The organism is Curtobacterium ammoniigenes NBRC 101786, from assembly GCF_001571045.1.
GTDB classification, from domain to species: domain Bacteria; phylum Actinomycetota; class Actinomycetes; order Actinomycetales; family Microbacteriaceae; genus Curtobacterium; species Curtobacterium ammoniigenes.
In genome coordinates, this window is sequence record NZ_BCSV01000001.1 from 49111 (window position 1) to 73911 (window position 24801).

Below are 24801 nucleotides of genomic sequence, written 5' to 3' on the forward strand. Positions count from 1 at the left end.
TCTAGCGTCGGCGGCGCCTGATCGATCCGACTGATCCGGGCGCCTGATCGATCCGACTGATCCGACCGAGGAGAACCCCGATGGCAGACGACGACGCGCAGACCCACTACCGGGGGGTCGCGAAGATGGTGCACCACGTCGAGAACGATGAGCAGGTGCCCGACGGAGAGCGCCGCGCCGCGGACACCGCCTACACGCCGAGCAGCGAGCGCGAGACCGAGGTGCTGCAGGACCCGGAACGCGATTCCGAGGCGCTGCGCGCTGACGATGTCGACCCCGACCAAGTCAAGGTCGTGCCCGGCACCGGCGGCGTGGATGACGTCGGGGACGTGGATGTCGACCCGAAGGACCTTCACCTGCCATGGCAGGACGGCGCGGACGACGAGCCCGGCGCGGAGTGAGCCCCGGGCGGCCGGCTTCTGAGGGTCGCCGTGCGCGGCGCCTCGTCGGCCGAATTCAGGCGGCCGGAAGGTGCAGGTGCCGGAGCTCCGGGGTCACCTGCGCGATCGAGACGAAGTCGCGGTCCGCGCTCACCACGACGGAGCGGTTCGCGATCGCGTAGGCCGCGATCAAGATGTCGACGGGTCCCGCGTCTCTCAAATGGCCGCTGTTCCATAGCTGACTCTGTATCGCGAGCACCTCGTCGTTTCGTGGCATGCTCCGCAAGCTCGACGTGCGCGCGAATCTCGTGCTCGAGTCGATCATGGGCTTGAGCGTTCCGTGCAGAGTGGCAATATTCGAGGACCTGCGGAGGGCAGGTCACGATCACGTGGTGCGTTGTGATCTCTTCGAGTTGGCGGCGCACAGCATGCGATTGAAGCGCCCGCGCCCAGACGGAGTGGTCGACGAGAAATGCGGTCATGGCTGCGCGTACTCTGGCTCGTCCTGAATGTGTTGCAGGACGTCCAGCACGCGGCGGGCGGTCTCCGGTTGCTTCCGAATGGCAATCAGCGTGCGCAGCGCATATCGGAAGAGGTCGCCGTCGTCGGCAATGCGCGTGAGGTGCCGCGCCTCAGCCAACCGGTCGGATTCGACGTCAACCGTGACGGGGGTTATCGAAGTCATAGGGTTCCTTTCGCGCTGCCAGTATTTTATACTTCAGCAAGGTGAACCTAGGTCTCGTGACTCACGGTGGAGAACCAGACTCCGGCCAGCCTTGTGGTGAGCGCGACCCGGGCGCGTGTGACACGAACACCCCTACGGCCCCTGGCTCACCGCCCGCTCACGGCTAGTGCACCTGATCGGGGTGGGACCCCGTCCGCGTCCCGTTCTCGAGCGTGGCGATGGCCGCTCGGTCGTCCTCGTCGAGCTCGAAGCCTGCGATCGCGATGTTCGACGCAATCCGCTCCGGGGTCACTGACTTCGGGAGTGCCACGACACCTGCGTCGATGTTCCAGCGCACCAGTACCTGCGCGACGGACACACCATGCTTGCGGGCGATCACGCCGAGCGCGGGCTCGTCGATCAGGCGGCCGCGTCCGAGCGGCGACCAGGCTTCTGTGACGATGCCGTGCGCCGCGTGAAACTCCAGGAGATCGGCCTGCGGCAGCCACGGATGCCGCTCGACCTGATTGACGACGGGCACCGCACCGGTCTCGCCGATGATCCGTTCAAGGTGGGGGATCTGGAAGTTCGAAACGCCGACGCTGGTAGCGCGGCCGTCCGCCTGGAGCTCGACGAGTGCCCGCCACGTCTCGACATAGCGGTCGTTGGCCGCAGCGGGCCAGTGGATCAGGTACAGGTCGACCCGGTCGAGCCCAAGTCGTCCGAGCGATGCGTCGAACGCTCGCATGGTCTGCTCGCGCCCGTGGTTGGTGTTCCACACCTTCGTCGTGATGAACAGATCATCGCGAGCAATACCGGCGGCGCGGATCGCCCGACCCACACCGGCCTCGTTTCTGTACATCTCGGCCGTGTCGAGATGCCGGTATCCGGAGCGAAGGGCGGTCGCGACGGAGCGTTCGGCGTCCGCGTCGTCGACCTTGTACACGCCGAACCCGACTGCCGGGATACGAGCGCCGTCACGCAGGACGAACTCGGTCTGATCGGGACGCATCGCTCAGCTCGCGATCGTGACGGGCTCGGTGTCGGGTATCGGACTGGCGTCGCGGCCGCGCAGGTCGGGCAGCCATCGGCGCGCGAAGAGCGGCAGCACCGTGCCGAGCAGCACGGCGAAGGCGCCGACTCCGAGGCCGCCGACCCCGCCGTGTGCGTCGATGAGGAATCCGGCGGCAGCGGAGCCGAGTGCCGCTCCGATGAGCTGTCCGGTTCCCATCCAGCCGTACGCCTCCGCGGTGTCCGAGAACTTCACGGTCGCTGACACCGATCCGAACATGACTGCCAGCGCGGGCGCGATCCCAGCTCCAGCGATGAGCAGCGTGAGGCAGAGCCACCAGAACGACGTGCTGATCACCGATAGGCCCAGGCCGATGAACACGATGAGCATTCGTGTCCACAGGGTGCCCGGCGAGATCGGGCGGTGCCCGAAGGCGAGACCGCCCGCCAATGATCCGAGCGCGAAGACCGCGAGGACGATCCCGGCATTCGGACTGCCGTTGCCGAAGACGCTGGTGACACCGGCCTCCACTGCGGCGCAGCCGCTGATGAGCAGGAAGCCGGTCAGGGTGGCGACGATGACGGAAGGGCGTCGGAGCACCGTGCCGAACGCGCGCTTGGACCGCGGGATGCGCACCCGGCCGAGCTCGGGCGAGGCGATGAACCAGGTTCCGCCGATGAGCAGGAACGCGAGTGCGACGCAGATCGCTTGGACCGTCCCGATCTGCGTGGCGACGAAGGTGGTGATCACTGGCCCGACCACCCAGATGAGCTCCTGCGCAGACGCGTCGAGCGAGAACAGCGGTGTCAACTGGGTGGACGTGACCATCTTCGGATAGATGGTTCGCACGGCAGGCTGGACGGGAGGCACGGCGAGCCCGCCGACGAAGCCCACCGCCATGTAGAGCCAAACCGGCATGATGACGAACGCGATCACTGACATGCTCGCGAACGCCACGATGCTCGTGAGGATCAGGACCGGGCGCATGCCCCAGCTGCCCATCCATCGGCTCGTCAGCGGGCCGGCGATCGCCTGGCCGATGCTGGACGCGGCGAGAACGAGGCCGGCTGCACCATATGAGTGGGCGACGTGCTCGACGCGCAGCAGGTAGGCGAGCGAGAGCATGCCGAACGGGAACCGCGCGGTCAGCTGCGCCGCAATGACGCGGGCGACCCCGTGGGTCCGCAGCAGGCTTCCGTACGCGCTCACGCCTCCGAGTGTACGGACCGGACGGTGGTCGCCCCGGCCCAGGCGGCGCGCTGTGGACGGGACGTTGAGAAGCGGCGCGCGTGGTGCCTCCCGAACGGGGGAGGGGCACGATCTGCCCGTCGAAGCGACACGCCGAGCATGCGAATCCCACACCCTGTGGACGGGGATCTCCACCGGTGTGCAGAGATGTCGGTGGCGGCCTCGAGAATGGCGGAAAACCGGGCTTCGAGCACCGCATCGGGAATGCACAGGCTGTGCATTGCGTTGTGGAGAACTACAAGCGTGTAACACTTTCTCTTGTGGTCCGTCGCGGCGTCGGGCACAAGATGTAGTATCGACTCCACCGCAGCGGGGTCTGTGTCAGACCGGCTCCGGACCGTCTCGAATAGGGGAGAACATGGCCGTCACCGTTTACACCAAGCCGTCTTGCGTGCAGTGCACCGCGACGTATCGAGCGCTCGACAACAAGGGCATCGAATACGAAGTGCACGACGTCTCCACGGACGAGGCCGCGCTTGAGCACGTCAAGAGCCTCGGCTACCTGCAGGCCCCCGTCGTCGTGACCGACGACGACCACTGGTCGGGCTTCCGTCCGGACAAGATCGCCGCGCTCAGCGCCGAGCTCGCGTGATCTGGTCGGCCGCCTCGACGGGGAACCGAGGCGGCCGACACTCCCCACCGCTGTCGACGGTCTGACGGAGGAGAGCGCCATGAGCGAACTCATCTACTTCTCGAGCGTGTCGGAGAACACTGCTCGGTTCGTCGAGAAGCTCGGTCGACCGGCACAGCGAATCCCGCTCTATCCGAGCGAGGAGCAGCTGCATGCCGAACGGCCGTATGTCCTGGTCCTGCCGACCTACGGCGGCGGCAACGGCCATGGAGCCGTTCCCAAGCAGGTCATCAAATTCCTCAACGACGAACACAACCGCGCGCTCATCCGCGGCGTGATCGTCGGTGGCAACACCAACTTCGGCGAGGCCTACGGGCTCGCCGGCGACATCGTGGCCCAGAAGTGCCACGTGCCGGTTCTCTACCGTTTCGAACTCTTCGGAACGCCTGACGACGTGCAGGCGGTCAACTCAGGATTGGATGCATTTTGGACGCAGCAGTTGCAGACGTCGATCTGACGTCGCCGACGACGGGCATGGACTACCACGCCCTGAACGCGATGCTCAATCTGTACGACGCCGACGGCAAGATCCAGTTCGACAAAGACCGTGAGGCCGCGAAGCAGTACTTCCTGCAGCACGTCAACCAGAACACGGTCTTCTTCCACAACCTGCAGGAGCGGCTCGACTACCTGGTCGAGAACCACTACTACGAGCAAGCGGTCATCGACCAGTACTCGATCGAGTTCATCCAGAAGCTCAACGACCTCGCCTACTCCAAGAAGTTCCGGTTCCAGACCTTCCTCGGCGCGTTCAAGTACTACACGAGCTACACGCTGAAGACGTTCGACGGCAAGCGCTACCTCGAGCGCTTCGAGGACCGGGTCGTCATGACCGCGCTCGGGCTTGCGCAGGGCGACGAAGACCTCGCGATCAACCTGGTCGAGGAGATCATCGGCGGCCGCTTCCAGCCGGCCACGCCGACGTTCCTCAACACGGGCAAGGCGCAGCGCGGCGAGCTCGTCTCCTGCTTTCTGCTCCGCATCGAAGACAACATGGAGTCGATCTCGCGCGGCATCAACTCCTCGCTGCAGTTGTCGAAGCGCGGCGGCGGCGTCGCGCTCCTCCTGTCGAACATCCGCGAGTCCGGCGCGCCGATCAAGCAGATCGAGAACCAGTCGAGCGGCATCATCCCGGTGATGAAGCTCCTGGAAGACAGCTTCTCGTACGCGAACCAGCTCGGTGCGCGCCAGGGAGCCGGCGCGGTGTATCTGTCAGCGCACCACCCGGACATCATGCGGTTCCTCGACACGAAGCGTGAGAACGCCGACGAGAAGATCCGCATCAAGACGCTGTCGCTCGGTGTCGTCGTGCCGGACATCACGTTCGAACTCGCCAAGAACAACGAGGACATGTACCTGTTCTCGCCGTACGACGTGGAGCGCGTCTACGGTGTGCCGTTCGGCGACATCTCCATCTCCGAGAAGTACCGCGAGATGGTCGACGACTCGCGCATCAAGAAGACGAAGATCAAGGCGCGCGACTTCTTCCAGACGATCGCGGAGATCCAGTTCGAGTCCGGCTACCCGTACATCGTGTTCGAGGACACGGTGAACAAGGCGAACCCGATCAAGGGCCGCATCAACATGTCGAACCTGTGCTCGGAGATCCTGCAGGTCAACACCCCGACGACCTACAACGAGGACCTGTCGTACAACACGATCGGTAAGGACATCTCCTGCAACCTCGGGTCCCTGAACATCGCCCTCACGATGGACTCGCCCGACTTCGGCAAGACGATCGAGACCGCGATCCGTGGACTCACCGCGGTGTCGCAGATGTCGCACATCTCGTCGGTCCGCTCGATCGAGGACGGCAACGACAAGTCGCACGCGATCGGTCTCGGTCAGATGAACCTGCACGGGTATCTCGCCCGGGAGCGCGTGCACTACGGGTCGGACGAAGGCATCGACTTCACGAACATCTACTTCTACACGGTGCTGTACCACGCGCTCCGGGCCTCGAACCTCATTGCCATCGAGCAGGGTGAGACGTTCGACGGCTTCCGTGACTCGAAGTACGCCACGGGCGAGTTCTTCGACAAGTACACGGACCAGGAGTGGGCGCCGGCCACTGAGCGTGTCCGCGAGCTCTTCGCGACCGCGAACGTGGCGATCCCGACGCAGGAGGACTGGAAGGCACTCAAGGCCTCCGTCCAGGAGCACGGCATCTACAACCAGAACCTGCAGGCCGTCCCGCCGACCGGCTCGATCTCGTACATCAACCACTCGACCTCATCGATCCACCCGATCGCGTCGAAGATCGAGATCCGCAAGGAAGGCAAGCTCGGCCGCGTCTACTACCCGGCGCCGTTCATGACGAACGACAACCTCGAGTACTACGCGGACGCGTACGAGATCGGCCCGGAGAAGATCATCGACACCTACGCTGCCGCGACGCAGCACGTCGACCAGGGGCTGTCGCTGACACTGTTCTTCAAGGACACCGCGACCACGCGCGACATCAACAAGGCGCAGATCTACGCGTGGCGCAAGGGCATCAAGACGATCTACTACATCCGTCTCCGTCAGCTCGCGCTGGAGGGCACGGAGGTCGAAGGCTGCGTCTCCTGCATGCTCTGACGCCTTCGGTCGCTCATGCGAATGCCTTGACTGGAGAGCCGTGACAAGCCCGTCGCGAGCCTCCGGCCACACAAGTCCATACAGAGTTCAAGACCAGGTCTGTGAAGACCTGGTCTTGAACAAGCCCCTAGCAGGGACTCCAACTTGTCGGCTGGAGCGTCCACTGTACACGAGTCGAACCGTCCCACCCGGGGCGGGCTCTCGGGGCTGTGAGGCCTCGAGAGGAGGTGAATGACCGTGGCACGCACCGTGAACAGGAGCGCCTCAAGTGGGCGCTTCGTCTCTAACGCTGCTGCTGCGCGCTGGCCGTCAAAGACGACCACGGAGCGCGTCGGTAGCGGGACCGGAAACTCTCGCTCGGTGAACCGCTCCGCTTCGACGGGTCGCTTTGTGACCCAGCGAGCCGCTGACGGCAACCCCGGCGGCACCATCCAGCAGCGCGTCTGACGCTGCAGCTGGGCGAGCGGAACCCTCCGCTCGCCCAGCACCGCCACCATCACACGTAAAAGAACCACGAAGGACATGCGTTGGTCGACCATCTGAAGCTCATCGACTCGGTCCAGGCCATCAACTGGAACCGCATCCAGGATGAGAAAGACGTCGAGGTGTGGAACCGCCTCACCGGGAACTTCTGGCTGCCCGAAAAGGTGCCGCTGTCGAACGACGTGCAGTCGTGGAACACGCTGACGCCGGACGAGCAGAAGCTCACGATGCGCGTGTTCACCGGGCTGACGCTGCTCGACACGATCCAGGGCACCGTTGGCGCCGTTTCGCTGATCCCGGACGCGCTGACGCCGCATGAAGAGGCGGTGTACACGAACATCGCGTTCATGGAGTCGGTCCACGCGAAGTCGTACTCGTCGATCTTCTCGACGCTGGCGTCGACGCCGGAGATCGACGAGGCCTTCCGCTGGTCCGTGGAGAACGTGAACCTGCAGAAGAAGGCCGCGATCGTCATGGACTACTACCAGGGCGACGCGCCGCTGAAGCGGAAGGTCGCCTCGACCCTGCTCGAGTCGTTCCTGTTCTATTCGGGCTTCTACCTGCCGATGCACTGGTCATCGCGTGCGAAGCTCACGAACACGGCCGACCTGATCCGCCTGATCATCCGCGACGAGGCGGTGCACGGCTACTACATCGGGTACAAGTATCAGAAGGGTCTGGAACTCGTCACCGAAGCGGAGCGCCAGGAGCTCAAGGACTACACGTTCTCGCTGCTCTTCGAGCTGTACGACAACGAGGTGCAGTACACGCAGGACCTCTATGACGGCGTCGGGCTGACCGAGGACGTCAAGAAGTTCCTGCACTACAACGCGAACAAGGCCCTCATGAACCTCGGCTACGAGCCGATGTTCCCGAAGAACATCACCGACGTGAACCCGGCGATCCTGTCCGCCCTCTCGCCGAACGCGGATGAGAACCACGACTTCTTCTCGGGGTCCGGCTCGTCATACGTGATCGGGAAGGCCGTGAACACGGAGGACGAGGACTGGGACTTCTGAACCAGGTCTGAATTGAAGAACGCCCCGCTGGCTTCGGCTGGCGGGGCGTTCTTCGCGGGTGCAGCAGCGCTTCGCCGTCGGGACGCGTTTTGCGCAGGTTGCCGCTTGTGTCATCGCCGCCGCTGTCGCAGCGTGATCGCGATGCCGAGGTAGGCGCACGCGAGCAAAAGGCCAGACGACGACGCGATGATCGCCAGGACGTGGTGCGGGCCGTTGACGAGCAAAGCCCACAGGGCCGTCCCGCCGGTGATGAACAGAGCAGCGCCAACCACCGCTGCCGGAACGCTGAGCACGAGCCGCTGCGCCCGCAAGGCTGCGCTGACGGCGTTGGTGAACAGGAGAACGGTCCCTTCCTCGACTCATCCAAATGGGGAATGTAGAATACCACGACCATTGAGTCGCGCACGGTCACGCGAGTGCGGTCGAACCGACCGTCCTGAGCAGGTCCATCTTCGACGCGTCTTCGGTCCCGGGTTCGGCGGTCTGCGTCACGATGTGCACGCCTGACCCCTCGACGGTGAGGACGTCGCAGTCGACGGTGATCAGGCCGACGACGGGATGATCGATGATCTTGCGCTCCGTTCGGTGATGCGCGGCCTCCACCGCGGACCACCGTTTCGCGAACGCGGGACTCCGCTTGGTGAGATCGTGCACCAGCGCGGCGAGCTGCTCGTCCTTGGGGTACTGGATGGTCGCGGTCCGGACATCGGACACGATCGCCCGCTCGAACCGCTCGGTCTCTGCGGCGTCCGGTACGAGCCGCGAAATGCCGAGGACGAAATGGCGCCACAGGAGATTGCCGTCTCGCCCTGGCGGGAACGCATCGTGCAGGGACACGAACGCGTCATTCGCACTGAGCATCGACCAGTCGGCGGCGAACACGCCGATCGCGACATCAGGGAGTCGCGCGATGAGCCGCTGCACGCTCGCAGGCACCTGCGTGGGGACTTGCGTGGGCGATGGCACCGGCACCCCGGCCGCGATATGGAGCTGATCGCGTTCGTCGTCCGAGAGCTGCAGGGTCCGAGCGAGCGCTGTCACGACCTGCTGTGACGGACGTTCGGCGCGGCCTTGCTCGAGCCGGACGAGGTAGTCCACCGAGATGCCGGCGAGCATCGCCAGCTCTTCTCGTCGAATCCCAGCGGCCCGACGGCCCGGTCCGGCGGGGAGGCCCACCGCCGCCGGGTGGAGACGGTCGCGCCACGCACGGAGGAGCGTCGCGAGATCGCCGTGATGAACCATATGAGCATTCTCGCGCGCTCGGGGTCAGCCTTCCTGGTACTCGGAGTCCCATGGACAGTGGGAGCTGACCGTGGCGGCCCCGGTGGGGACGAGGGTGGTGGGCATGACAACAACTCTGATCACCGGCGGAAACAAGGGACTCGGCTACGAGGCGGCGCGGCGGCTGCGCGACCTCGGACATTCGATCGTGATCGGATCGCGCGATGCGTCGCGGGGTGCCGACGCAGCGAAGTCGCTCGAGGTCGACTGGGTGCAGTTGGACGTGACCTCCGATGCATCCGTCGCCGCCGCAGCCGACGCATTCCGCGATCGCTGGGGTGCGCTCGACGTGCTCGTGAACAACGCGGGCATCGCAGGACCGCGGGTGGACGTCGCGGATGTGGACGGGCCGATGTTCGCAGCGATCCTCGACACGAACAGCGTCAGTGTGGTGCGCATGACGCACGCGTTCCTGCCCTTGCTCCGCGAATCGGCGTCGCCCGTCATCGTGAACGTGGCGAGCGGCCTCGGCTCTTTCGCGATGCGTCACGACCCGAACGTGCTGGAGTCCAAGATTCCGACGCTCGCCTACAGTGCGAGCAAGGCCGCCATGACGATGCTCACCACGATCTACGCGCAGTTCCTGCCAGACCTTCGCATCAATGTGGTCGACCCGGGCTACACGGCCACTGATCTCAACGGGAACAGCGGACATCAGACGGTCGAGGAAGGGACCGACGCGATCGTCGCCATGGCCACGATCGGGAAGGACGGGCCGACGGGCGAGTTCCACAACCGCTTCGGGATCGTCGGCTGGTGAGCTGAGCGGGCGTGGGAGCGGGGGAGCCGCGCCGCCCGGCGTCCCTCTAGGCTCATCGACATGACAGCGGACGGCGAAGAGTGGAGCGCCGACCGGGAGCGGCGGCCCCGCGGCCCCTACGCCAAGAGCGCGGAGCGACGGCAGCAGATCATCGACAAGGCGATCGAGATCTTCGCCCGGGACGGGGTCGACGCCGGCTCGCTCCGTTCGGTTGCGGCCGCGATCGGTGTGTCGCACGCGGCACTGCGGCATTACTTCCCAACCCGGGAGGCGCTCCTCATCGCCGTCTACGAAGCCCACGAAGTACGCACCGATGAGACCATCGACGCGTGGTTGGGGGAGGATGACTCGCCGCTTCCTGCGATGCGAGCCAGCGCCTCCAGGAATAGGTCGGTGCCTGGCCTCGTGCAGCTTTATGCCTCGCTCACGGCGGCTGCCGTCCAAACCGGGAATCCCGGGACGCGAGCCTTCATCCGCGAGCGGTTCACGAGCCTCCGGAAGCAGATCGCCCAGCGCGTCGAGCGCGCCCAGGAGCACGATCACATGATCGGCGACGCCGATCCGGCCGAGGTCGCGTCGCTCATCATCGCGGCCGCGGACGGCCTGCAGATTCAGTGGCTCATCGACCCTGACTCGGTCGCAGTGGAACGCGGCCTGGCGCTGCTCGAGCGGCTCCTGGAATCGCCTCCCGACCGAGCGTGAGATGCGTGAGCGGGGTCGGACCGACCGGCCCGACCCCGCGCACCCAGCACGAACTACTTGTCGTTCTCGCGCAGCCAGGCGAGCGATTCCGCGATGCCTTCGAACACGTCGCCCTTGTACGCGTCGAACTCCACGACGCGGAGCGCCTGGGGTGCGGCTGCGAGGATCGCGGCCACGTCGACGTCGCCCTGGCCAGCGGGCGTCTGATTCTCGAACGCCGCCTTGAGTGCGTCGGGGACGACCAGAGCGCTCTCGCTCGACGGGAGGGCCGTGGCGATGTCACCGGTCACCCTTCCGTCCTTCACGTGGATCGCAACGACGCGGTCGCCGAGCGCGCGGAGCACGGCCGGCGCGTCTGCGCCCCCGACCGTCGCCCAGAAGGTGTCGACCTCGAGCACGACCTCAGGCGCGAGTCGCTCGACGAACAGGTCGTAGACCGGGCGCCCGTCGACCTTGTTCACGAACTCCCACTGGTGGTTGTGGTATCCGAACCGAAGGCCGTGGCCGGCTGCCTTCACGGTCAGCTCGTTGACTCGGTCAGCCAGCCATGCCGCGTCCGCAGCGGTCTGCCACCGGTCGGTCGGAATGAACGGGTCGATGACGGTCTGCATCCCGAGTTCCGTCGCCGCCGCGAAGATCGCGTCCGGATCGGTCGCGTCGATGACCGCCGCATGCCCGGATGGCGCAGCGACGCCGTTCTCCCGCAGCGCCTGTGCGAGTTCGGCGGTGTTCGTCTGGAACGCGTAGGGCTCCACGTTCTCGTAGCCGATCTCGCGCACCCGCGCGATCGTGCCGGCGACGTCGTCCGACATCGCATCGCGCACGGTATACAGCTGGACGGAGGGAGTGGTCATCGAAGCTCCTTTGGTTCTGGTGGCGTCACGCGGTCCTTGGCGCGCGGACGACCCAATCGGCACGACGCTACTCGATAAATCACCCACCGTGTGGTTTTCGTGACGGCGTGCGCTCGCGCGTCGGCGGAGTCATAATCTTCGTGTGGGCGAAGATACGCAGGTTTGTTCCCTCGGTCCGGATTCGGAGTACGTCGAGCTGGCGGTCGAGGTGTTCGCGATGCTTGCCGACCCGACCCGGGTTCGGATCATCCTCGCGCTGCGAAGCTCGGGGGAGATGTCCGTGAACCACCTCGCCGATGTCGTCGACAAGAGCCCGACGGCGGTCTCGCAGCACCTCGCGAAGCTGCGGCTCTCGCGCATGGTCCAGCCCCGCCGTGTCGGCACCACCGTCTTCTATCGCCTCACTGACGAGCACGCGTCGGAACTCGTCGCCCAGGCCGTCCTTCAGGCTGAGCACGTCATCGGGGCGACGCACCACCACCAGGAGTCCCATTGACCGAGCACGACGCAGCAGGGCACGCGGAGCACGGGCACGACCACCCGTACGACCACGACCACGACCACCCGCACGCGCACGACCACGGGCAGGGGTACGACCACGAGCACCCGCACCCGCACCCGCACCCGCACGACCACGGGCACAGCCACCCGCACGGGAGCGTCAAGGGGTTCCTGTACGACCTGTTCGTCCCGCACACGCACGACGCTGCAGATTCGATCGACGACGCGATGGAGGCGTCCGCCGCGGGAATTCGGGCCGTCAAGATCAGCATGATCGTGCTGCTTGCCACGACCATCCTGCAGTTCGCGCTCGTCCTCGTCACCGGCTCGGTCGCACTGCTCGCGGACACCATCCACAACTTCGCCGACGCGCTCACCGCGGTGCCGCTATGGATCGCGTTCGCGCTCGGGCGCCGAGCCGCCACGCGGCGCTACACCTACGGGTATGGCCGCGCGGAAGACCTCGCCGGCATGTTCATCGTCATCGTCGTCGCGCTGTCCGCCGTGGTTGCCGGCTGGGAGGCGGTCAGTCGCTTCGTCCATCCGCGCGCGATCGAGAATCCTTGGCTCTTGGTCCTCGCCGGTCTCATCGGCTTCGCGGGGAACGAGTTGGTCGCGATCTACCGGATCCGAGTGGGCCGCAAGGTCGGGTCGGCTGCGCTCGTGGCAGACGGGGTGCACGCGCGGCTCGACGGCTTCACGTCGCTGTCGGTCGTGCTCGGAGCTGTCGGGGTTCTCCTCGGATTCCCGCTCGCCGACCCCATCATCGGTCTCCTCATCGCCGTGTCGATCATGCTGTTGCTCTGGGGCACGGTGAAGTCGATCGGGGCGCGGCTGATGGACGCGGTCGAGCCGGACCTGGTCGATCGCGCGACCCACGTGCTTGAGCACGTGCCCGGCGTCGAGCGTGTCCAGGCAATCCGCCTGCGCTGGTCTGGTCATCGTCTGACGGGCTCGGCCGAGCTTGCGGTCTCCGCGCACCACCTGGACGAGGCGACCCGCATTGCCGCGACGGCGTCCGCTCGAGCTCGGGCCGCCCTCCGGACCGTGGACGAGTTCACGGTGACACCCGTGCCCGCAGCGATACCGGAGCATCATCATCATGACCACTGAGAGCGCTCACCGCGCACTTCGATTCGGGTTCCTCCTCGAATGGATCACGCTCGGCTGGAACGTCATCGGCGTCGTGATTCTCGCCGTCCTCGCGATCGCCTCCGCATCGACTGCGCTCGCCGGGTTCGGCCTTGATTCGCTCATCGAGATCGGTGCGAGCACGGTGGTGCTCTGGGAGCTCTCCGGAAGCGGTGAGGCGCGTCAGCGTCGCGCGCTGCGACTCATCGGCATCGCGTTCCTTGCCCTCGCGGCCTACCTGCTCGTGCAGTCAGCGGTCGCGCTGCTTACGGTCCACCGACCGGGCGGCAGCATCGGTGGGATCGCCTGGACGGCGGTCACCGCGATTGTGATGTTCACGCTTGCCGCCCTCAAGGGCCGTACCGGGCGCGCGCTCGGAAACCCGGTGCTGCAGACGGAAGGGCACGTGACCTTCATCGATGGGCTGCTCGCCGTCGCTGTCCTCGTCGGGGTCGTCCTCGACACGGCGTTCGGCTGGTGGTGGGCGGATCCGCTCGCAGGCCTCGTGATCGTGTACTACGCGATTCGGGAAGCGGCGGAGATCTTCCGGTAGGAACCGGGCGCGGCCGAGAAGCCGTGCGTCGGCGCGCCGCCTCGGCTCACGGCGCGGCGCCTGGGCTCACGGCGCGGCGCCGCCTCCGATCACCGACGCCGTCGGAGCGTCTCGCTCGGATACTCCCCGAATTGCCGCGCGTACGTGCCCGAGAAGCGGCCCATGTGGGTGAAGCCCCATGCCCGCGCGATCTCGCCGACGGACGTCAGCGCGGGTTCGCTCGCGAAGAGCGCTTCGCGTACCCGCTCGAGGCGGATCTGCTGCAGGTAGGTCATCGGGCTCATGTCGAGCGTGCGCTGGAACGCCTGCTGAACCGCACGAACGCTGAGCCCGACGGTTTCCGCGAGGATGCCGACCGTGATCGGCTCGTGGGCATGCTGGTGCAGGAACTCGACCATCGCGCGGACTTTGGCGTTCTTCGCCGAGAGCAGCACCGGCGGCAGGGAGTCGACGCGCGGCGGGTACATCGCGAGGAAGGCCTGTGCGACCTCGCGCTTGGCTTCGTGCCACAGGAGGGATTCACTGCCTGCGCTCTGCAACACTTTGGAGGCGCGTCCAACGGCCGACCGCCATGTCGCGATCGCCTCGGGGCCGGGCGTCGCAGTGTGGTCGAACGGCAGTGCTCGCTGCATGTCCCAGCGCTCGCCGGCGACCTCCATCACGAGGTCGCGATTCATGTGCACGATTCGCTGGTCCCAGTCGTGATACTCCATGTCGAACCGCCGTTCGACGGGAAACAGCCGCGGAATTCCGGGTGCCATTCGAAATTCGTCCCGACCGACATCGACGCGCGCGCCGCCCTTATCGATCCACTGCACCACGAATTCGCCTTCGACGGCCACATCGCCGCGCAGATATCCGCTCATTTGTGAGCGGCGAAAACTCACGTCCTCGTCGCCGAAACCGGCATATCGGAACCAGTAGTCGCCCTCGCTCGACGACGAGTACCACTCTTTGCCCGCGTAGAGTCCCGCGAGCGAACTGATCGCTGCGTCCGGATCGGTCCCGGAGACAGCGACACGAAGCAGGCGCGACGGAGTGGTCGACAGAGCCTCTCGATCGTTCATCACCACGTCCTCTCGGTCGTCCGCCCTCGTCCCCACGTGGACAACCAAGGCGACGCTACGCGGTCACCGACGCGAAAGGAGCCCAGTCGCCAGGAAACGCACTTTCTCGATCTGGGATCACAGGGCGTATTTCGAATATCTGGCTAGATGAACGTTGTTGAATCGGCAAGGATATTGTGCCTCTGCTGGGCCCGGAGCGTCTCGGATGGATGTTCTCCGAATGTTTCGAAATAGGCGCCGGAGAACCGACCCATGTGATTGAAACCCCAGGCGGATGCCGTGTCGCGCACGGAGGTCGTCGGCCCTGCCAGGCGGAGCGCCCATCGCACCTTTTGCAGCCGGATGGTCCGCAGGTAGGAGAGCGGCGTCGTCTGCTCGTGCGACAGGAACGTCTGTTGCAGCGTTCGAACCGAGATGCCCGCGACGGCGGCCACTTCGGCAACCGCGATGGAGCGCGTGCAGTTCAGGTGCAGGAAGACCTTCGCCCGGTCGAGGGGAGTTCCCACGACCTCTGCATCGGCGCTCGGTGTCCAGGCGAACGCATCGAGAATGCGGTCGGCGAGCGTTCGATCAAGCGCCTGACGGTCCAGCGGATCCGTAGTGGGGCTGCTCAGGCGTGGCGCGACGCCGGAGAGCGCACATCGCAGCGCCGTGAAGTGGTCGTCGCCGTTCGGTCCGAGGAAGGCGATGCCGGTCACCGGATGGCCGACGCGGCTTCCCGCCACCGCCTCCAGATAGTCCGCATTGACGTGGATAGCGTGTGTCAGACCCGGAGGGGCGAGCAGCTCGAACCCGATCGTCGAGGGGTACGCCGTGGGGATGCCCGGCAGCATGACGGTCGCTTCGTTGCATCCGGTGGACATGCGGACACCGCCCTCCGGCGACCATCCGAACATGTATTGACGACTCGGCGAGATGATTCCCGATCGAGCGGCGTTCACCTCGATCGTCCGAAGCGACAGCCGGTCGTCACCGACAATGCGAAAGCGGAATTCGAATGGCCGATCCTTCGCCGGTTCGAACCTGATGCGGCGCGCATGAAACTGATGCCGATAGGTGAGCTCGGCGATCTCGATATCCGAACTCTGCAGGGTCTCGGCGCGGACGTAGTCCTCGCGGACGCCGACAACCCGGTCGTGCGCGGGCTGTTCCTGATGCTGTGCTTGCGGGTCGAGAAGGGAAGCCCGCTCGGACGACCCCATGGGTTGGGTGCAGTCGTCCGCGTGGGCGCGCGGGAACGCGGTCATGGTGGTGCTCCTGATCACAATCCCGCAACGGATTCGCGCTGCCGGGATCGATCTCAGTATCTGGGCAGGGAAAACCCGATGTCCAACGCGACAGGCGTCGCCGGTCAGGAGTGCGCAGAGTGGATACCGGTTCGCTCCGAGCAGTGGAACGTCGCGCCCGCTTCGCTCAGCGGACCTTCCTGTGATGGGTCGACGACGCTCTCAGAGCACGGTTGACCCTCACCGACGGCAGGTGCGCTGTCGGTACTTCCGAGAAAGGGAGGACCACGATGACCGACTACCTACCGGGAAACGACTCGTTGCCATCCGAGACCCCACTCCATGACAGGACGGTTGCCCGCGAGGAGGGCTACGAGGTACAGCCCGGAGTTGCACTGCCATCATGGGCAGCGCCGACCCAAGACGAACGTGCCTCGGACGGCGAACGTGCTTCGGATGACGACGGGCCCAGCCGGAGCGATGCCGCGAAGGACGCGGCGCGCCACGTCGCCGGAGATGCCGGGGACGCCGGGCAGCGCGTCGGCGCCAGCGCGAAGGAACAGGCGTCGAACGTCGCGAGTCAGGCAACCGACCACGCCAAGCAGATGCTCGGCGAGGCCGGCGACGCACTGCGCGAGCAGGCGGGCGAGCAGCAGCAGCGCGCAGCGGGCGGCCTCCGGTCGATCAGCGAGCAGCTCCACCAGATGGCCGAGGGCGCATCGGAGCAAACGGTGGCGTCACGGATCGTCCGAGACCTCTCGAGCCGTACTGGATCTGCGGCTGCCTACCTCGAGGGGCGCGATCCCGGATCGCTGGTCAGCGAGGTCAAGGCGTTCGCGGCGCGCCGACCAGGAACCTTCATCGCGATCGCCGCGGGCGCGGGCATCCTCGCCGGGCGTCTCACAAAGGCCCTCACCAGCGAGGCGCGGCATGAACATCAGGACTCGGATGGCGACAGCTCCGAGATCGACAACGGAGGGCGACCATGAGCTTCACGACTCCCGGCTCCTTCGACGGCGCCTCCCCCGAGAGCCGTCCGGGCCTTGGTGAACCGCTGGGAGGCGCGTCACGCTACCCCCGCGCGACCGGCGGCGCTTCCGCCGGCGCCAGGGCTGGGTCGCTCGGCGACACGCCAGAGGAGCGCGCGGCGACGACACCGCTCGGCGAGTTGCTGACCGACGTCTCGCGGGACCTGTCGAATCTGTTTCGGCAAGAGGTCGCGCTCGCGAAGGCGGAACTCACCGAGTCCGCAAAGAAAGCAGGCAAGGGTGCTGGCATGTTCGGGGGCGCTGGAGTCACCGGCTACTTCGCACTGTTGTTCATCTCGATCGCTGCGTGGTGGGGACTCGGCTATCTCGTCGGCAACGCCTGGTCGGCGCTCATCATCGCCGTCATTTACGGCATCGTCGCGCTCATCCTCGTCAGGCGAGGCCGCGACGAACTCCGCGAGATGAAGGGCGCGCCGCGAACGGCGGAGACCCTGAAAGAGGTCCCGCCGACGCTCAAACCGCATACATCAACCACCTCGAGCCCCGGGAGGACCCGATGAGCACGCCCGACGAAATCCGCACCCAGATCGAACACACCCGCGGCGACCTTGGCGCTGATGTCGATGCACTCGCCGACAAAGTCAGCCCTTCCGCGATCGCGCATCGGCAATCCGAACGTGTGAAGAGTCGCCTGCAATCGGTTCGCGAATCGGTCATGGGCGCAGCGACCGACGTGCGTGACAACCTGCATTCGAACGCAACCAGCGCGTCAGACTCAGCCTCCGGCATGGCGGGGGCCGTGAGCGACACAGCGGGCCGCGCGGTCCAGAAGGCGAAGGGCAACGCGCTTGCCGTGGGGTTGATCGCGTTCGGGGCCGGCTGGCTCGCGTCCTCCCTGCTGCCCGCCTCCGAGAAGGAGGAACAGCTCGCCGCGGATTTGAAAGCGGAGGCCGCGCCCCTCGTCGATCAGGCGAAGGCCGCTGCCAAGAACGTCGGTCAGGACCTCGGCGAGAGCGCCAAAGGTCACGTCCAAGACCTCACTGCCACCGCGCAGGCTGCGTCGCAGGAGGTTGCATGTGATGCGCGCGACGCCGCCGCCGACGTTCGAGGAAGCGCGCTGACCGCGGCTGACGACGTGCGCAACACGTAAGCCCAAGCGCAGAGAGCACGCGTCGCGATGCGTGATCTCGCGGATCGCGGTGCGTGACCGTGAACGGCAGGAATGCGGGACTCGCATTCCTGCCGTTCGTGCACGAGTGGAGATCGGCACCTGCGCGTGCGGTGGGTGCGCCGGTTCTGTCATGCCGATCAGGTGTACGCAACGAGATGAGGCAGTTCGCGGAGAAAGTGGCAGGATGTTCCGCGGCCATCTCCCTGGATGGTGAAGGACGGAGTATCCAGCGTGACCGAAACGCAGACCCCGGCACCGGCCGCAACCGCGGCGGAGGCGCCCGAGGAGCACGAAGGACACGGCAACACCGGCGCAGCAGCGCTCGCGCTCGCCGCACTCGGTGTCGTATTCGGCGACATCGGAACGAGTCCGCTCTATGCACTCCGAACGGTGTTCACGATCGACAACGGCGTCGTCAAGAACACCCCGGAGGACGTGTATGGCGTCATCTCGGTCATGTTCTGGAGCGTCACGATCGTGGTTTCGATCAAATACGTGACGGTTCTCATGCGTGCCGACAACAACGGCGAGGGCGGCGTGATGGCGCTGGCCGCGCTCGCCCGACGGCTGTACTCGAAGCGGACCGGGAAAGCCGCGATCTTCCTGGTCATTGGAATCGTCGGTGTCTCGCTCTTCTACGGCGACTCGGTCATCACGCCGGCCATCAGTGTGCTCTCGGCGGTCGAGGGTCTTGGGACAGCGTTGCCGTCGATCGGCCACCTAGTCGTTCCGATCGCAGCGGTCATTCTGATCATGCTCTTTCTCGTCCAGCGGTTCGGGACCGGGAAGGTCGGCAATCTCTTCGGCCCGGTGATGCTCCTCTGGTTCGCCGTGCTCGCTGCAGCCGGAATCCCGTGGATCATTCGGCGTCCGGAGGTGCTGCAAGGCCTGTCTCCGACGTGGGCTGTCGCCTTCGTGATCTCGCATCCGGGAACCACGTTCGTTGCAATGGGGGCCGTTGTCCTCGTAATCACCGGTGCCGAAGCGCTCTACGCGGACATGGGCCATTTCGGCCGCACCGCGATCCGGCGCGCGTGGTTCTTCGTCGTCTTCCCGGGCCTCCTCATCAACTACCTCGGCCAGGCGGCCATCGTTCTCGAGCAGCCCAACGGCCGGTCCGACCCGTTCTTCCTCATGCTGCCGTCATGGGCGCAGTTGCCGATGGTCGTCCTCGCGACCGCCGCGACCGTCATCGCAAGTCAGGCGGTGATCTCCGGCGCGTTCTCGCTGACGCGACAGGCAGTGCAGCTCGGACTCCTCCCGCCGCTGACCGTCCACCAGACATCGAAGCGCGAGGGCGGGCAGATCTACCTGCCCGCCGTGAACCTCCTGCTGTTCATCGGCGTCATGGCGATCATGCTGGCGTTCCGATCGTCGGCAAGCCTCGCGACCGCATACGGCGTCTCGGTCACAGGAGCCCTGGTGACCGACAGCCTGCTCCTCCTGCTCGTCGTCAAGCCGCTCTGGGAGTGGCGGATGTGGAAGATCGTCCTCGCCGCGGTTGTGTTCGGCGGCCTCGAACTGGTCTTCCTCAGCGCGAACCTGTCGAAGATCATCCACGGCGGTTGGGTCCCGCTGCTCATCGCCCTCGCGGTGATCACCATGATGACGACATGGCGGCGCGGGCGCCAGCTCGTCACCGAAGAGCGGCAGGTCAAAGAAGGCTCCCTTCGCGACTTCATCGCGAAGGTCAACGCGAAGCAGGTGCCGCGGGTCGACGGCGTCGCCGTGTTCCCGCATCCGAACAAGGAGACCACGCCGCTGGCGCTGCGCGCGAACGTCGAGCACAACCGCGTGATGCACCACCGCGTGATCATCGTCTCCGTGGTCACCGGCAACGTCCCGCACGTGCCGGCCCGGAAGTCGTTCACCCGCGACGACCTGGGGTTCGCGGACGATGGTGTCGAGCACCTGACGGTCAAGTTCGGGTTCTCCGACGACCAGAACCTGCCGCAGGCGCTGCACGCCGCGTGCCGGATGGGGGTCATCGATGTCACGCCGGCCCAGCTGCGGGACGCCTCCTATTTCGTGTCTCGCGGATCGCTGCGATCGTCCACGAAGCCCGGGATGCTGCGCTGGCGCAAACGGCTCTTCATCGGCCTTGCCCACAATGCGGCTGACCCGAGCGAGCGGTTCGGGCTTCCGCGCCGGAACACGGTCACGATGGGCAGCGACATCGAGATCTGACCGGCGGCGGCGCCTGTCGTCTGGTCGCGGTAGCGTCCGGTCATGGTCATGACATCGAGGGCGGCGCTCGTCGACTGGCTCCGCACCGACGCTGACCCGGCGTTGCTCTGGCAGGTCGAGCGCGATCTCGAGCATCGCCCGGACGAGGTCTGGCAGCGGACACGCTCGCGGGTCGCGACCGAAGGGTTCGGTGCCCGCCTCCTCGCCCTGCAGGACCCGGACGGGCAGTGGGCGGGGGGCGCCTACTTCCCGCGGGAACCAGCTGAGTACCCCGACGCTCACGGCGACCCCACAGCGCCGCCCTCGCAGCCGTGGACGGCGACGACATGGTCGCTCAACGCGCTTCGGGAGTGGGGCATGCCTGCCGATTCCCTGACCGATACGGCGGCCCGCCTCGCAGCCAACAGCCGCTGGGAGTACGACGATCTGCCCTACTGGGGCGGGGAGGTCGACTGCTGCATCAACGCGTTCACCCTCGCCAACGGCGCGTGGCTCGGTGCGGATGTCAGCACCCTCGTGCACTGGATCTCGGACCATCGTCTCGCCGACGGTGGCTGGAACTGCGAGTGGGTCGAGGGGGCGACGGTGTCCTCGTTCCACTCCACGCTCAACGTCGTGCAGGGGATCCTGACCTACCAACAGCTGAGCGGTGACCATGCCCTCGATGCAGACCGCGCCGCCGGCGAGGAGTACCTGCTGGAACGCGGACTCATGCGGCGACGCACGACAGGGGCGCTCGTCGGGCCATGGGTGACCTGGTATGCCTACCCGTTCCGCTGGACGTACAGCGTGATTCGCGCGCTCGACCATTTCCGAGCGGCGGCGCTCGCCGACGGCACCGCACCAGACCCGCGCCTCCAGGAGGCCGTGGATACGCTCCGTGCGGCCCGTCGGCCGGACGGCACGTGGCTCCAAGAGCGCGTACTCCCGGGCGCGGTCTGGTTCGACGTCGACGTGGCCGAGGGGGAGCCCTCGCGGTGGCTCACGCTGATCGGCACGCGCGTGCTCGACTGGTGGGACGCCGAGCACGGCGCACCGATGGATCAGCCCTTGAGCGCGCCTGAGGACAATCCGGCGACGTAGAAACGCTGCAGGCCGACGTAGAGGGCGATGCAGGGGATCATGGCGATCACCGAACCCGCCACGAGCACGCCGTAGGACACCTGTCCGTACGTGCCCGTCTGCAGGTTGAGCAGCGCGACCGGCAGCGTGTACAGCGAGTCCTTCGTCAGGAACGTGAGTGCTCCGAGGAACTCCGTCCACGACGCGAGGAACGCGTAGAGGGCGGCTGTGGCCGCTCCTGGCATGAGCAGCGGTCGCAGCACCGACACGATGAGACGCGTGCGCGAAGCACCGTCCACGAACGCGGAATCCTCGAGGTCGGCCGGCACCGACTCGAAGGCGTTGCGCATGACGAACACGCCGAACGGCAGGTTCACCGTGACGTAGAAGAGGATCAGCCCGATGCGCGAGTTCGTCAGATGCATCGCATTCAGCTCCAGATAGAGCGGAGTCAGAATGGCTTGGAACGGCACCATCATCGTGATGAGGACGAGCCCGAACACCCAGTTGGCACCCCGGAACCGGAATCGGGCGAATCCGTAGCCCGCCAGCGTTGCGATGATCGCCGTGAGTATCGCCGTGCTGATCGAGACGGTCAGGGAGTTCACGAGGCCGGTGAGGATGTGTGACGACGGGCTGAAGATCTGCGCGAAGTTCTGCCAGCCGAGCCGGAAGAACGTCGACCAGTTCGGGGCGGCGGTGATCACAGCCTCCGGCTGGAACGCGCGCATGATCGACCAGAGAAGCGGTGCGCCGAACACCAGCGCCGAACCGACGCCGCCGATGACGTACAGCGTGCGCTTGACAGTGGTGTCGCGCGTATGAGTGACGCTGCCCTGCGCACGGCGGCGTCGAGGCGGCCGCACGACGCTCGGGTCGAGCGGCGACTGCTCCGGCGGCAGAGCGGTGGCGGTGTCAGGCGATGCGGTGGTCATGCTGGACTCCTTCGTCCCGTCTCAGTCGCGCTCGCGGAGCGCCCAGAACTGCACCGCGGTGACTGCGGCGACCACGATGACGAGGGCCACCGATTCTGCGGTCGCAGCGCCGAGCTGCAGATTGATGAACCCGCGGTCGTAGATGTAGTTCACGATCGTGGTGGTCTGCGTCCCCGGGCCGCCCTGCGTCAGGATGTAGAACTGGTTGAACGCGAGCAGCGATCCGATCACCGAGATGATCAGGCTCAGGGCAACGGTCGATCGGATCATCGGGAACGTGATGAGCCGCTCGGTCTGCCACCATGTGGCGCCCTCGAGTTGCGCCGCCTCGTAGACCTCATCCGGAATGCCCTGCATCGCGGACATGAGCAGCACCATCGTCAGGCCCGACACCGCCCACACGACGAACACGCAGATGAGCAGCGTGGCGAGCGGCGCGTTGACGAGCCATGCGGTCGATCCGTCGGTGATGTGCAGCAGCTTCAGCACCAGGTTCACGGCACCCGAGCCGGGTTGCGCCTCCAGCACGAGCATGAAGCTCAGCGTCGTGAGCCCGACGACGTACGGCAGGAAGAAGATCGTTCGCAGCAGCGTGGCGCCGCGCCGCTTGGCCCGCACGAGGACCGCGAGGAAGTACCCGAGCACGAGGATCGGGATCGTGACGATCGCTGTGTAGAGCAGCGTGTACCCGATCGCTCCGACGAACGCCGGGTCCTGGAAGAGCGACAGGTAGTTCTGCAACCCGATGAACCGATAGCCGCCGATCAGGGGCCAGTTCGTGAACGAGATGTAGAGCGCGAACAGCAGCGGGATGAGGACGAACACCGCGACGAAGAGGATCGCCGGCGTGACGAGTGCCAGCCCGGTCCGCGGCGGATGCGTCAGGGAGTTGCGGGAGCCGTTCGGCCCGCCTGCGCCGCCGCGGGCGCGTGCAGCGCGGGAAGCGGGGGCCGGCCGGCTCCCGGTGAGTGTCGACATGGCGAGCACCTCTCTGTGCGATCGCTTGCTTCGGTGGGAGCGCGTCAGGTGTCGAGCGCTCGGGTGGGGGGACGACGCGTCAGGACTGCGCCTCGTTGAGGATCCGGTCGTATTCGGGCTGCGCGGCGTTCATCGCCTGCGCCACGCCCGCTCCGTAGACCGCGGTGCGGAACATCGTGAAATACGGCGACGACGGCTGATTCACGAGCAGGTTGTACGCCAGTGTCTGCGGCGCATACCCCTTCGTGATGTTGTCGAGCGTCGCGCTCGCGAGCGGGAACTGCTTGCGATACGCCGGGGTCGCCGCGTCGCTCCTCGTCGGGAAATAGCCGCCGTTGGGCAGCAGCTCCTGCTGGGGGAGCGCGTTCGCGTACTTCATGAACTCCCATCCGCCGCTCGGGTTTCGCGCGCCGTTCGGGATGCACATGTTGTCGCCCCCGTCGAAGAACGATCTGCCGCTGGTCGGCCCCGGGATGAGCACGTTCTGCATCTTCGTGCGCATCCCGGGTGTCGCTGCGATCCACGTCGCCGAGTAGTTGCCCGGCATGATCCCGACGGTGCCCGCCCGGAAGTCCGCACCCCAGGTTGTTCCGGCGTCCGAGTACGAGGACCTGGCGATGAGGTTGTCCTTCCAGAGCTGCCGGTAGAACTCGAGCATCTGCTCGAGCGCCGTGTTGCCAGTGATGTGCCCGTGTTGCGCGCCCACCGGTCCCTGCATCATGTCGGTGCCGGTGGCCCACACGTGCGGCTGGGTGACGAACCCGAGGATGCCGGGGCTGTTCCCCGGGATCGTCCAGCAGTAGGTGTCGCCGCCGATCTTCCGGATCGCTCGGACGGCGTCGAGTAACGACGCGAAATCCTTCGTCGACTCCGCGACGTCGAGTCCGGCACGCTGAAACAGATCCGTGTTGACGTAGAGCATCGAGTTGTCCGCCAGGTACGGCAAGCCGTAGTAGCGACCCTTGTGCTGCAGCAGGTGGAGGTGCCCGGTCGACAACTTCGGGAAGTAGTCGAGGCCCGTCACGACGCTCGTCAGGTCGGCGAAGACATCGCGGAAGATGAACAGCATCGAGTTGATGTCGTCCATGTCGACGACGTCGGGCGGATCACCGCCGCGGATCGCCGTGGCCAGTTTGGTGACGTACTGCGCGTCCGGGATCGGCGTCAGGTTGACCTGGAGGTTCGGATGCGACTTGTTGAAGCTCGCCACCGTGGCGGTCAGGCCGGCCTGCGTCGCCGCGCGGCACCAGACCTGCACCGTGCCGGTCGCGGCGGCGCCGAACCCGGGCTGGTTGGACGAGATCCGGGGAAGCGCGCCCGCGCAGCCCGCGAGCGCCATGGCGAGACCGCCCGCCAAGCCGCCGGCGAGAAACGTTCGACGGTCCAC

At 66.2% G+C, this 24801-nt stretch carries 27 protein-coding genes; 15 read left to right on the top strand and 12 right to left on the bottom strand.

Annotation, left to right across the window (positions count from 1 at the left end; all coding sequences use genetic code 11):
• Positions 1-80: 80 nt before the first annotated feature.
• Complete coding sequence (locus CAM01S_RS00205) at positions 81-401, top strand: hypothetical protein (RefSeq protein WP_066514367.1); 321 nt, start codon at positions 81-83, stop codon at positions 399-401.
• A gap of 55 nt (positions 402-456) precedes the next feature.
• Here CAM01S_RS00205 and CAM01S_RS15010 read toward each other — a convergent pair whose 3' ends face one another.
• From CAM01S_RS15010 to CAM01S_RS00225, 4 genes are all read right to left on the bottom strand, one after another.
• A complete protein-coding gene (locus tag CAM01S_RS15010; RefSeq protein WP_066514371.1) occupies positions 457-705 on the bottom strand; it encodes a PIN domain-containing protein in 249 nt (82 codons plus the stop codon).
• A 153-nt stretch (positions 706-858) separates the two neighbouring features.
• Entirely contained in the window at positions 859-1065 is a 207-nt protein-coding gene (locus tag CAM01S_RS00215; protein WP_066514374.1) for a hypothetical protein, read from the bottom strand.
• Between the two features lie 163 nt (positions 1066-1228).
• Complete coding sequence (locus CAM01S_RS00220) at positions 1229-2056, bottom strand: aldo/keto reductase (RefSeq protein WP_066514377.1); 828 nt, start codon at positions 2054-2056, stop codon at positions 1229-1231.
• 3 nt (positions 2057-2059) lie between these two features.
• Complete coding sequence (locus CAM01S_RS00225; protein WP_066514380.1) at positions 2060-3265, bottom strand: MFS transporter; 1206 nt, start codon at positions 3263-3265, stop codon at positions 2060-2062.
• 397 nt (positions 3266-3662) lie between these two features.
• On the opposite strand from CAM01S_RS00225, the gene nrdH reads away from it, so the two are divergent.
• The 4 genes from nrdH to nrdF all read left to right on the top strand — a co-directional run bounded on the left by nrdH (position 3663) and on the right by nrdF (position 8017).
• Positions 3663-3896 (top strand): glutaredoxin-like protein NrdH, encoded by a 234-nt coding sequence (gene nrdH, locus CAM01S_RS00230; protein ID WP_066514387.1) that lies wholly within the window; start codon positions 3663-3665, stop codon positions 3894-3896.
• Positions 3897-3975: 79 nt separating this feature from the next.
• A complete protein-coding gene (gene nrdI / locus CAM01S_RS00235) occupies positions 3976-4392 on the top strand; it encodes a class Ib ribonucleoside-diphosphate reductase assembly flavoprotein NrdI (RefSeq protein WP_066514393.1) in 417 nt (138 codons plus the stop codon).
• Between the two features lie 17 nt (positions 4393-4409).
• Positions 4410-6515: a class 1b ribonucleoside-diphosphate reductase subunit alpha gene (nrdE, locus tag CAM01S_RS00240; RefSeq protein ID WP_066514396.1), complete on the top strand. Its 2106-nt coding sequence runs from the start codon at positions 4410-4412 to the stop codon at positions 6513-6515.
• Between the two features lie 527 nt (positions 6516-7042).
• On the top strand, positions 7043-8017 hold the full coding sequence (gene nrdF / locus CAM01S_RS00245; RefSeq protein ID WP_066514401.1) for a class 1b ribonucleoside-diphosphate reductase subunit beta: 975 nt from the start codon (positions 7043-7045) through the stop codon (positions 8015-8017).
• Between the two features lie 110 nt (positions 8018-8127).
• Here nrdF and CAM01S_RS00250 read toward each other — a convergent pair whose 3' ends face one another.
• Together CAM01S_RS00250 and CAM01S_RS00255 are read right to left on the bottom strand one after the other, a co-directional pair.
• Positions 8128-8310 carry a hypothetical protein gene (locus CAM01S_RS00250; RefSeq protein WP_157071321.1) on the bottom strand — a complete coding sequence of 61 codons (183 nt, stop codon included), beginning with the start codon at positions 8308-8310 and terminating at the stop codon, positions 8128-8130.
• Between the two features lie 115 nt (positions 8311-8425).
• Entirely contained in the window at positions 8426-9259 is an 834-nt protein-coding gene (locus CAM01S_RS00255) for a helix-turn-helix transcriptional regulator (protein WP_066514411.1), read from the bottom strand.
• A 103-nt stretch (positions 9260-9362) separates the two neighbouring features.
• Between CAM01S_RS00255 and CAM01S_RS00260 the strand changes: the two genes are divergently transcribed.
• Together CAM01S_RS00260 and CAM01S_RS00265 are read left to right on the top strand one after the other, a co-directional pair.
• Positions 9363-10058: an SDR family NAD(P)-dependent oxidoreductase gene (locus tag CAM01S_RS00260; protein ID WP_066514417.1), complete on the top strand. Its 696-nt coding sequence runs from the start codon at positions 9363-9365 to the stop codon at positions 10056-10058.
• Between the two features lie 60 nt (positions 10059-10118).
• Positions 10119-10760, top strand: a complete 642-nt coding sequence (locus tag CAM01S_RS00265) for a TetR/AcrR family transcriptional regulator (protein WP_066514420.1) — start codon at positions 10119-10121, stop codon at positions 10758-10760.
• 53 nt (positions 10761-10813) lie between these two features.
• Here the strand turns inward: CAM01S_RS00265 and CAM01S_RS00270 are convergent, their stop codons facing one another.
• Complete coding sequence (locus CAM01S_RS00270) at positions 10814-11614, bottom strand: sugar phosphate isomerase/epimerase family protein (protein ID WP_066514422.1); 801 nt, start codon at positions 11612-11614, stop codon at positions 10814-10816.
• Between the two features lie 142 nt (positions 11615-11756).
• On the opposite strand from CAM01S_RS00270, the gene CAM01S_RS00275 reads away from it, so the two are divergent.
• Genes CAM01S_RS00275 through CAM01S_RS00285 form a run of 3 tightly spaced genes read left to right on the top strand, consistent with a single transcriptional unit; the run spans position 11757 to position 13799 of the window.
• Positions 11757-12110, top strand: a complete 354-nt coding sequence (locus CAM01S_RS00275) for an ArsR/SmtB family transcription factor (protein ID WP_066514424.1) — start codon at positions 11757-11759, stop codon at positions 12108-12110.
• Positions 12107-13228, top strand: coding sequence for a cation diffusion facilitator family transporter (locus CAM01S_RS00280; protein WP_083527581.1), 1122 nt, complete (start codon positions 12107-12109; stop codon positions 13226-13228). The genes CAM01S_RS00275 and CAM01S_RS00280 overlap by 4 nt, the downstream gene beginning before the upstream one ends.
• On the top strand, positions 13218-13799 hold the full coding sequence (locus CAM01S_RS00285; protein WP_066514427.1) for a cation efflux transmembrane domain-containing protein: 582 nt from the start codon (positions 13218-13220) through the stop codon (positions 13797-13799). Before CAM01S_RS00280 ends, CAM01S_RS00285 begins: the two co-directional genes overlap by 11 nt.
• 89 nt (positions 13800-13888) lie before the next feature.
• Here CAM01S_RS00285 and CAM01S_RS00290 read toward each other — a convergent pair whose 3' ends face one another.
• Positions 13889-14866 (bottom strand): AraC family transcriptional regulator, encoded by a 978-nt coding sequence (locus CAM01S_RS00290; protein WP_157071322.1) that lies wholly within the window; start codon positions 14864-14866, stop codon positions 13889-13891.
• Between the two features lie 143 nt (positions 14867-15009).
• Positions 15010-16113: a helix-turn-helix domain-containing protein gene (locus CAM01S_RS00295; protein WP_066514440.1), complete on the bottom strand. Its 1104-nt coding sequence runs from the start codon at positions 16111-16113 to the stop codon at positions 15010-15012.
• 269 nt (positions 16114-16382) lie between these two features.
• Here CAM01S_RS00295 and CAM01S_RS00300 point away from each other — a divergent pair, with 269 nt between their 5' ends.
• From CAM01S_RS00300 to CAM01S_RS00320, 5 genes are all read left to right on the top strand, one after another.
• Positions 16383-17081: a hypothetical protein gene (locus CAM01S_RS00300; protein ID WP_066514444.1), complete on the top strand. Its 699-nt coding sequence runs from the start codon at positions 16383-16385 to the stop codon at positions 17079-17081.
• Positions 17082-17260: 179 nt separating this feature from the next.
• Positions 17261-17641: a phage holin family protein gene (locus CAM01S_RS00305; RefSeq protein WP_066516536.1), complete on the top strand. Its 381-nt coding sequence runs from the start codon at positions 17261-17263 to the stop codon at positions 17639-17641.
• On the top strand, positions 17638-18231 hold the full coding sequence (locus CAM01S_RS00310) for a DUF3618 domain-containing protein (RefSeq protein ID WP_066514447.1): 594 nt from the start codon (positions 17638-17640) through the stop codon (positions 18229-18231). The genes CAM01S_RS00305 and CAM01S_RS00310 overlap by 4 nt, the downstream gene beginning before the upstream one ends.
• Positions 18232-18483: 252 nt before the next feature.
• Complete coding sequence (locus tag CAM01S_RS00315; protein ID WP_245631485.1) at positions 18484-20439, top strand: potassium transporter Kup; 1956 nt, start codon at positions 18484-18486, stop codon at positions 20437-20439.
• Positions 20440-20487: 48 nt separating this feature from the next.
• Entirely contained in the window at positions 20488-21522 is a 1035-nt protein-coding gene (locus CAM01S_RS00320) for a squalene cyclase (protein ID WP_066516540.1), read from the top strand.
• Here CAM01S_RS00320 and CAM01S_RS00325 read toward each other — a convergent pair.
• From CAM01S_RS00325 to CAM01S_RS00335, 3 genes are all read right to left on the bottom strand, one after another.
• Complete coding sequence (locus CAM01S_RS00325; protein ID WP_083527583.1) at positions 21483-22436, bottom strand: carbohydrate ABC transporter permease; 954 nt, start codon at positions 22434-22436, stop codon at positions 21483-21485. The two genes, CAM01S_RS00320 and CAM01S_RS00325, sit on opposite strands and share 40 nt — an antisense overlap.
• Before the next feature lie 21 nt (positions 22437-22457).
• On the bottom strand, positions 22458-23414 hold the full coding sequence (locus tag CAM01S_RS00330) for a carbohydrate ABC transporter permease (RefSeq protein WP_066516547.1): 957 nt from the start codon (positions 23412-23414) through the stop codon (positions 22458-22460).
• 79 nt (positions 23415-23493) lie between these two features.
• Positions 23494-24801, bottom strand: coding sequence for an extracellular solute-binding protein (locus CAM01S_RS00335; protein WP_157071323.1), 1308 nt, complete (start codon positions 24799-24801; stop codon positions 23494-23496).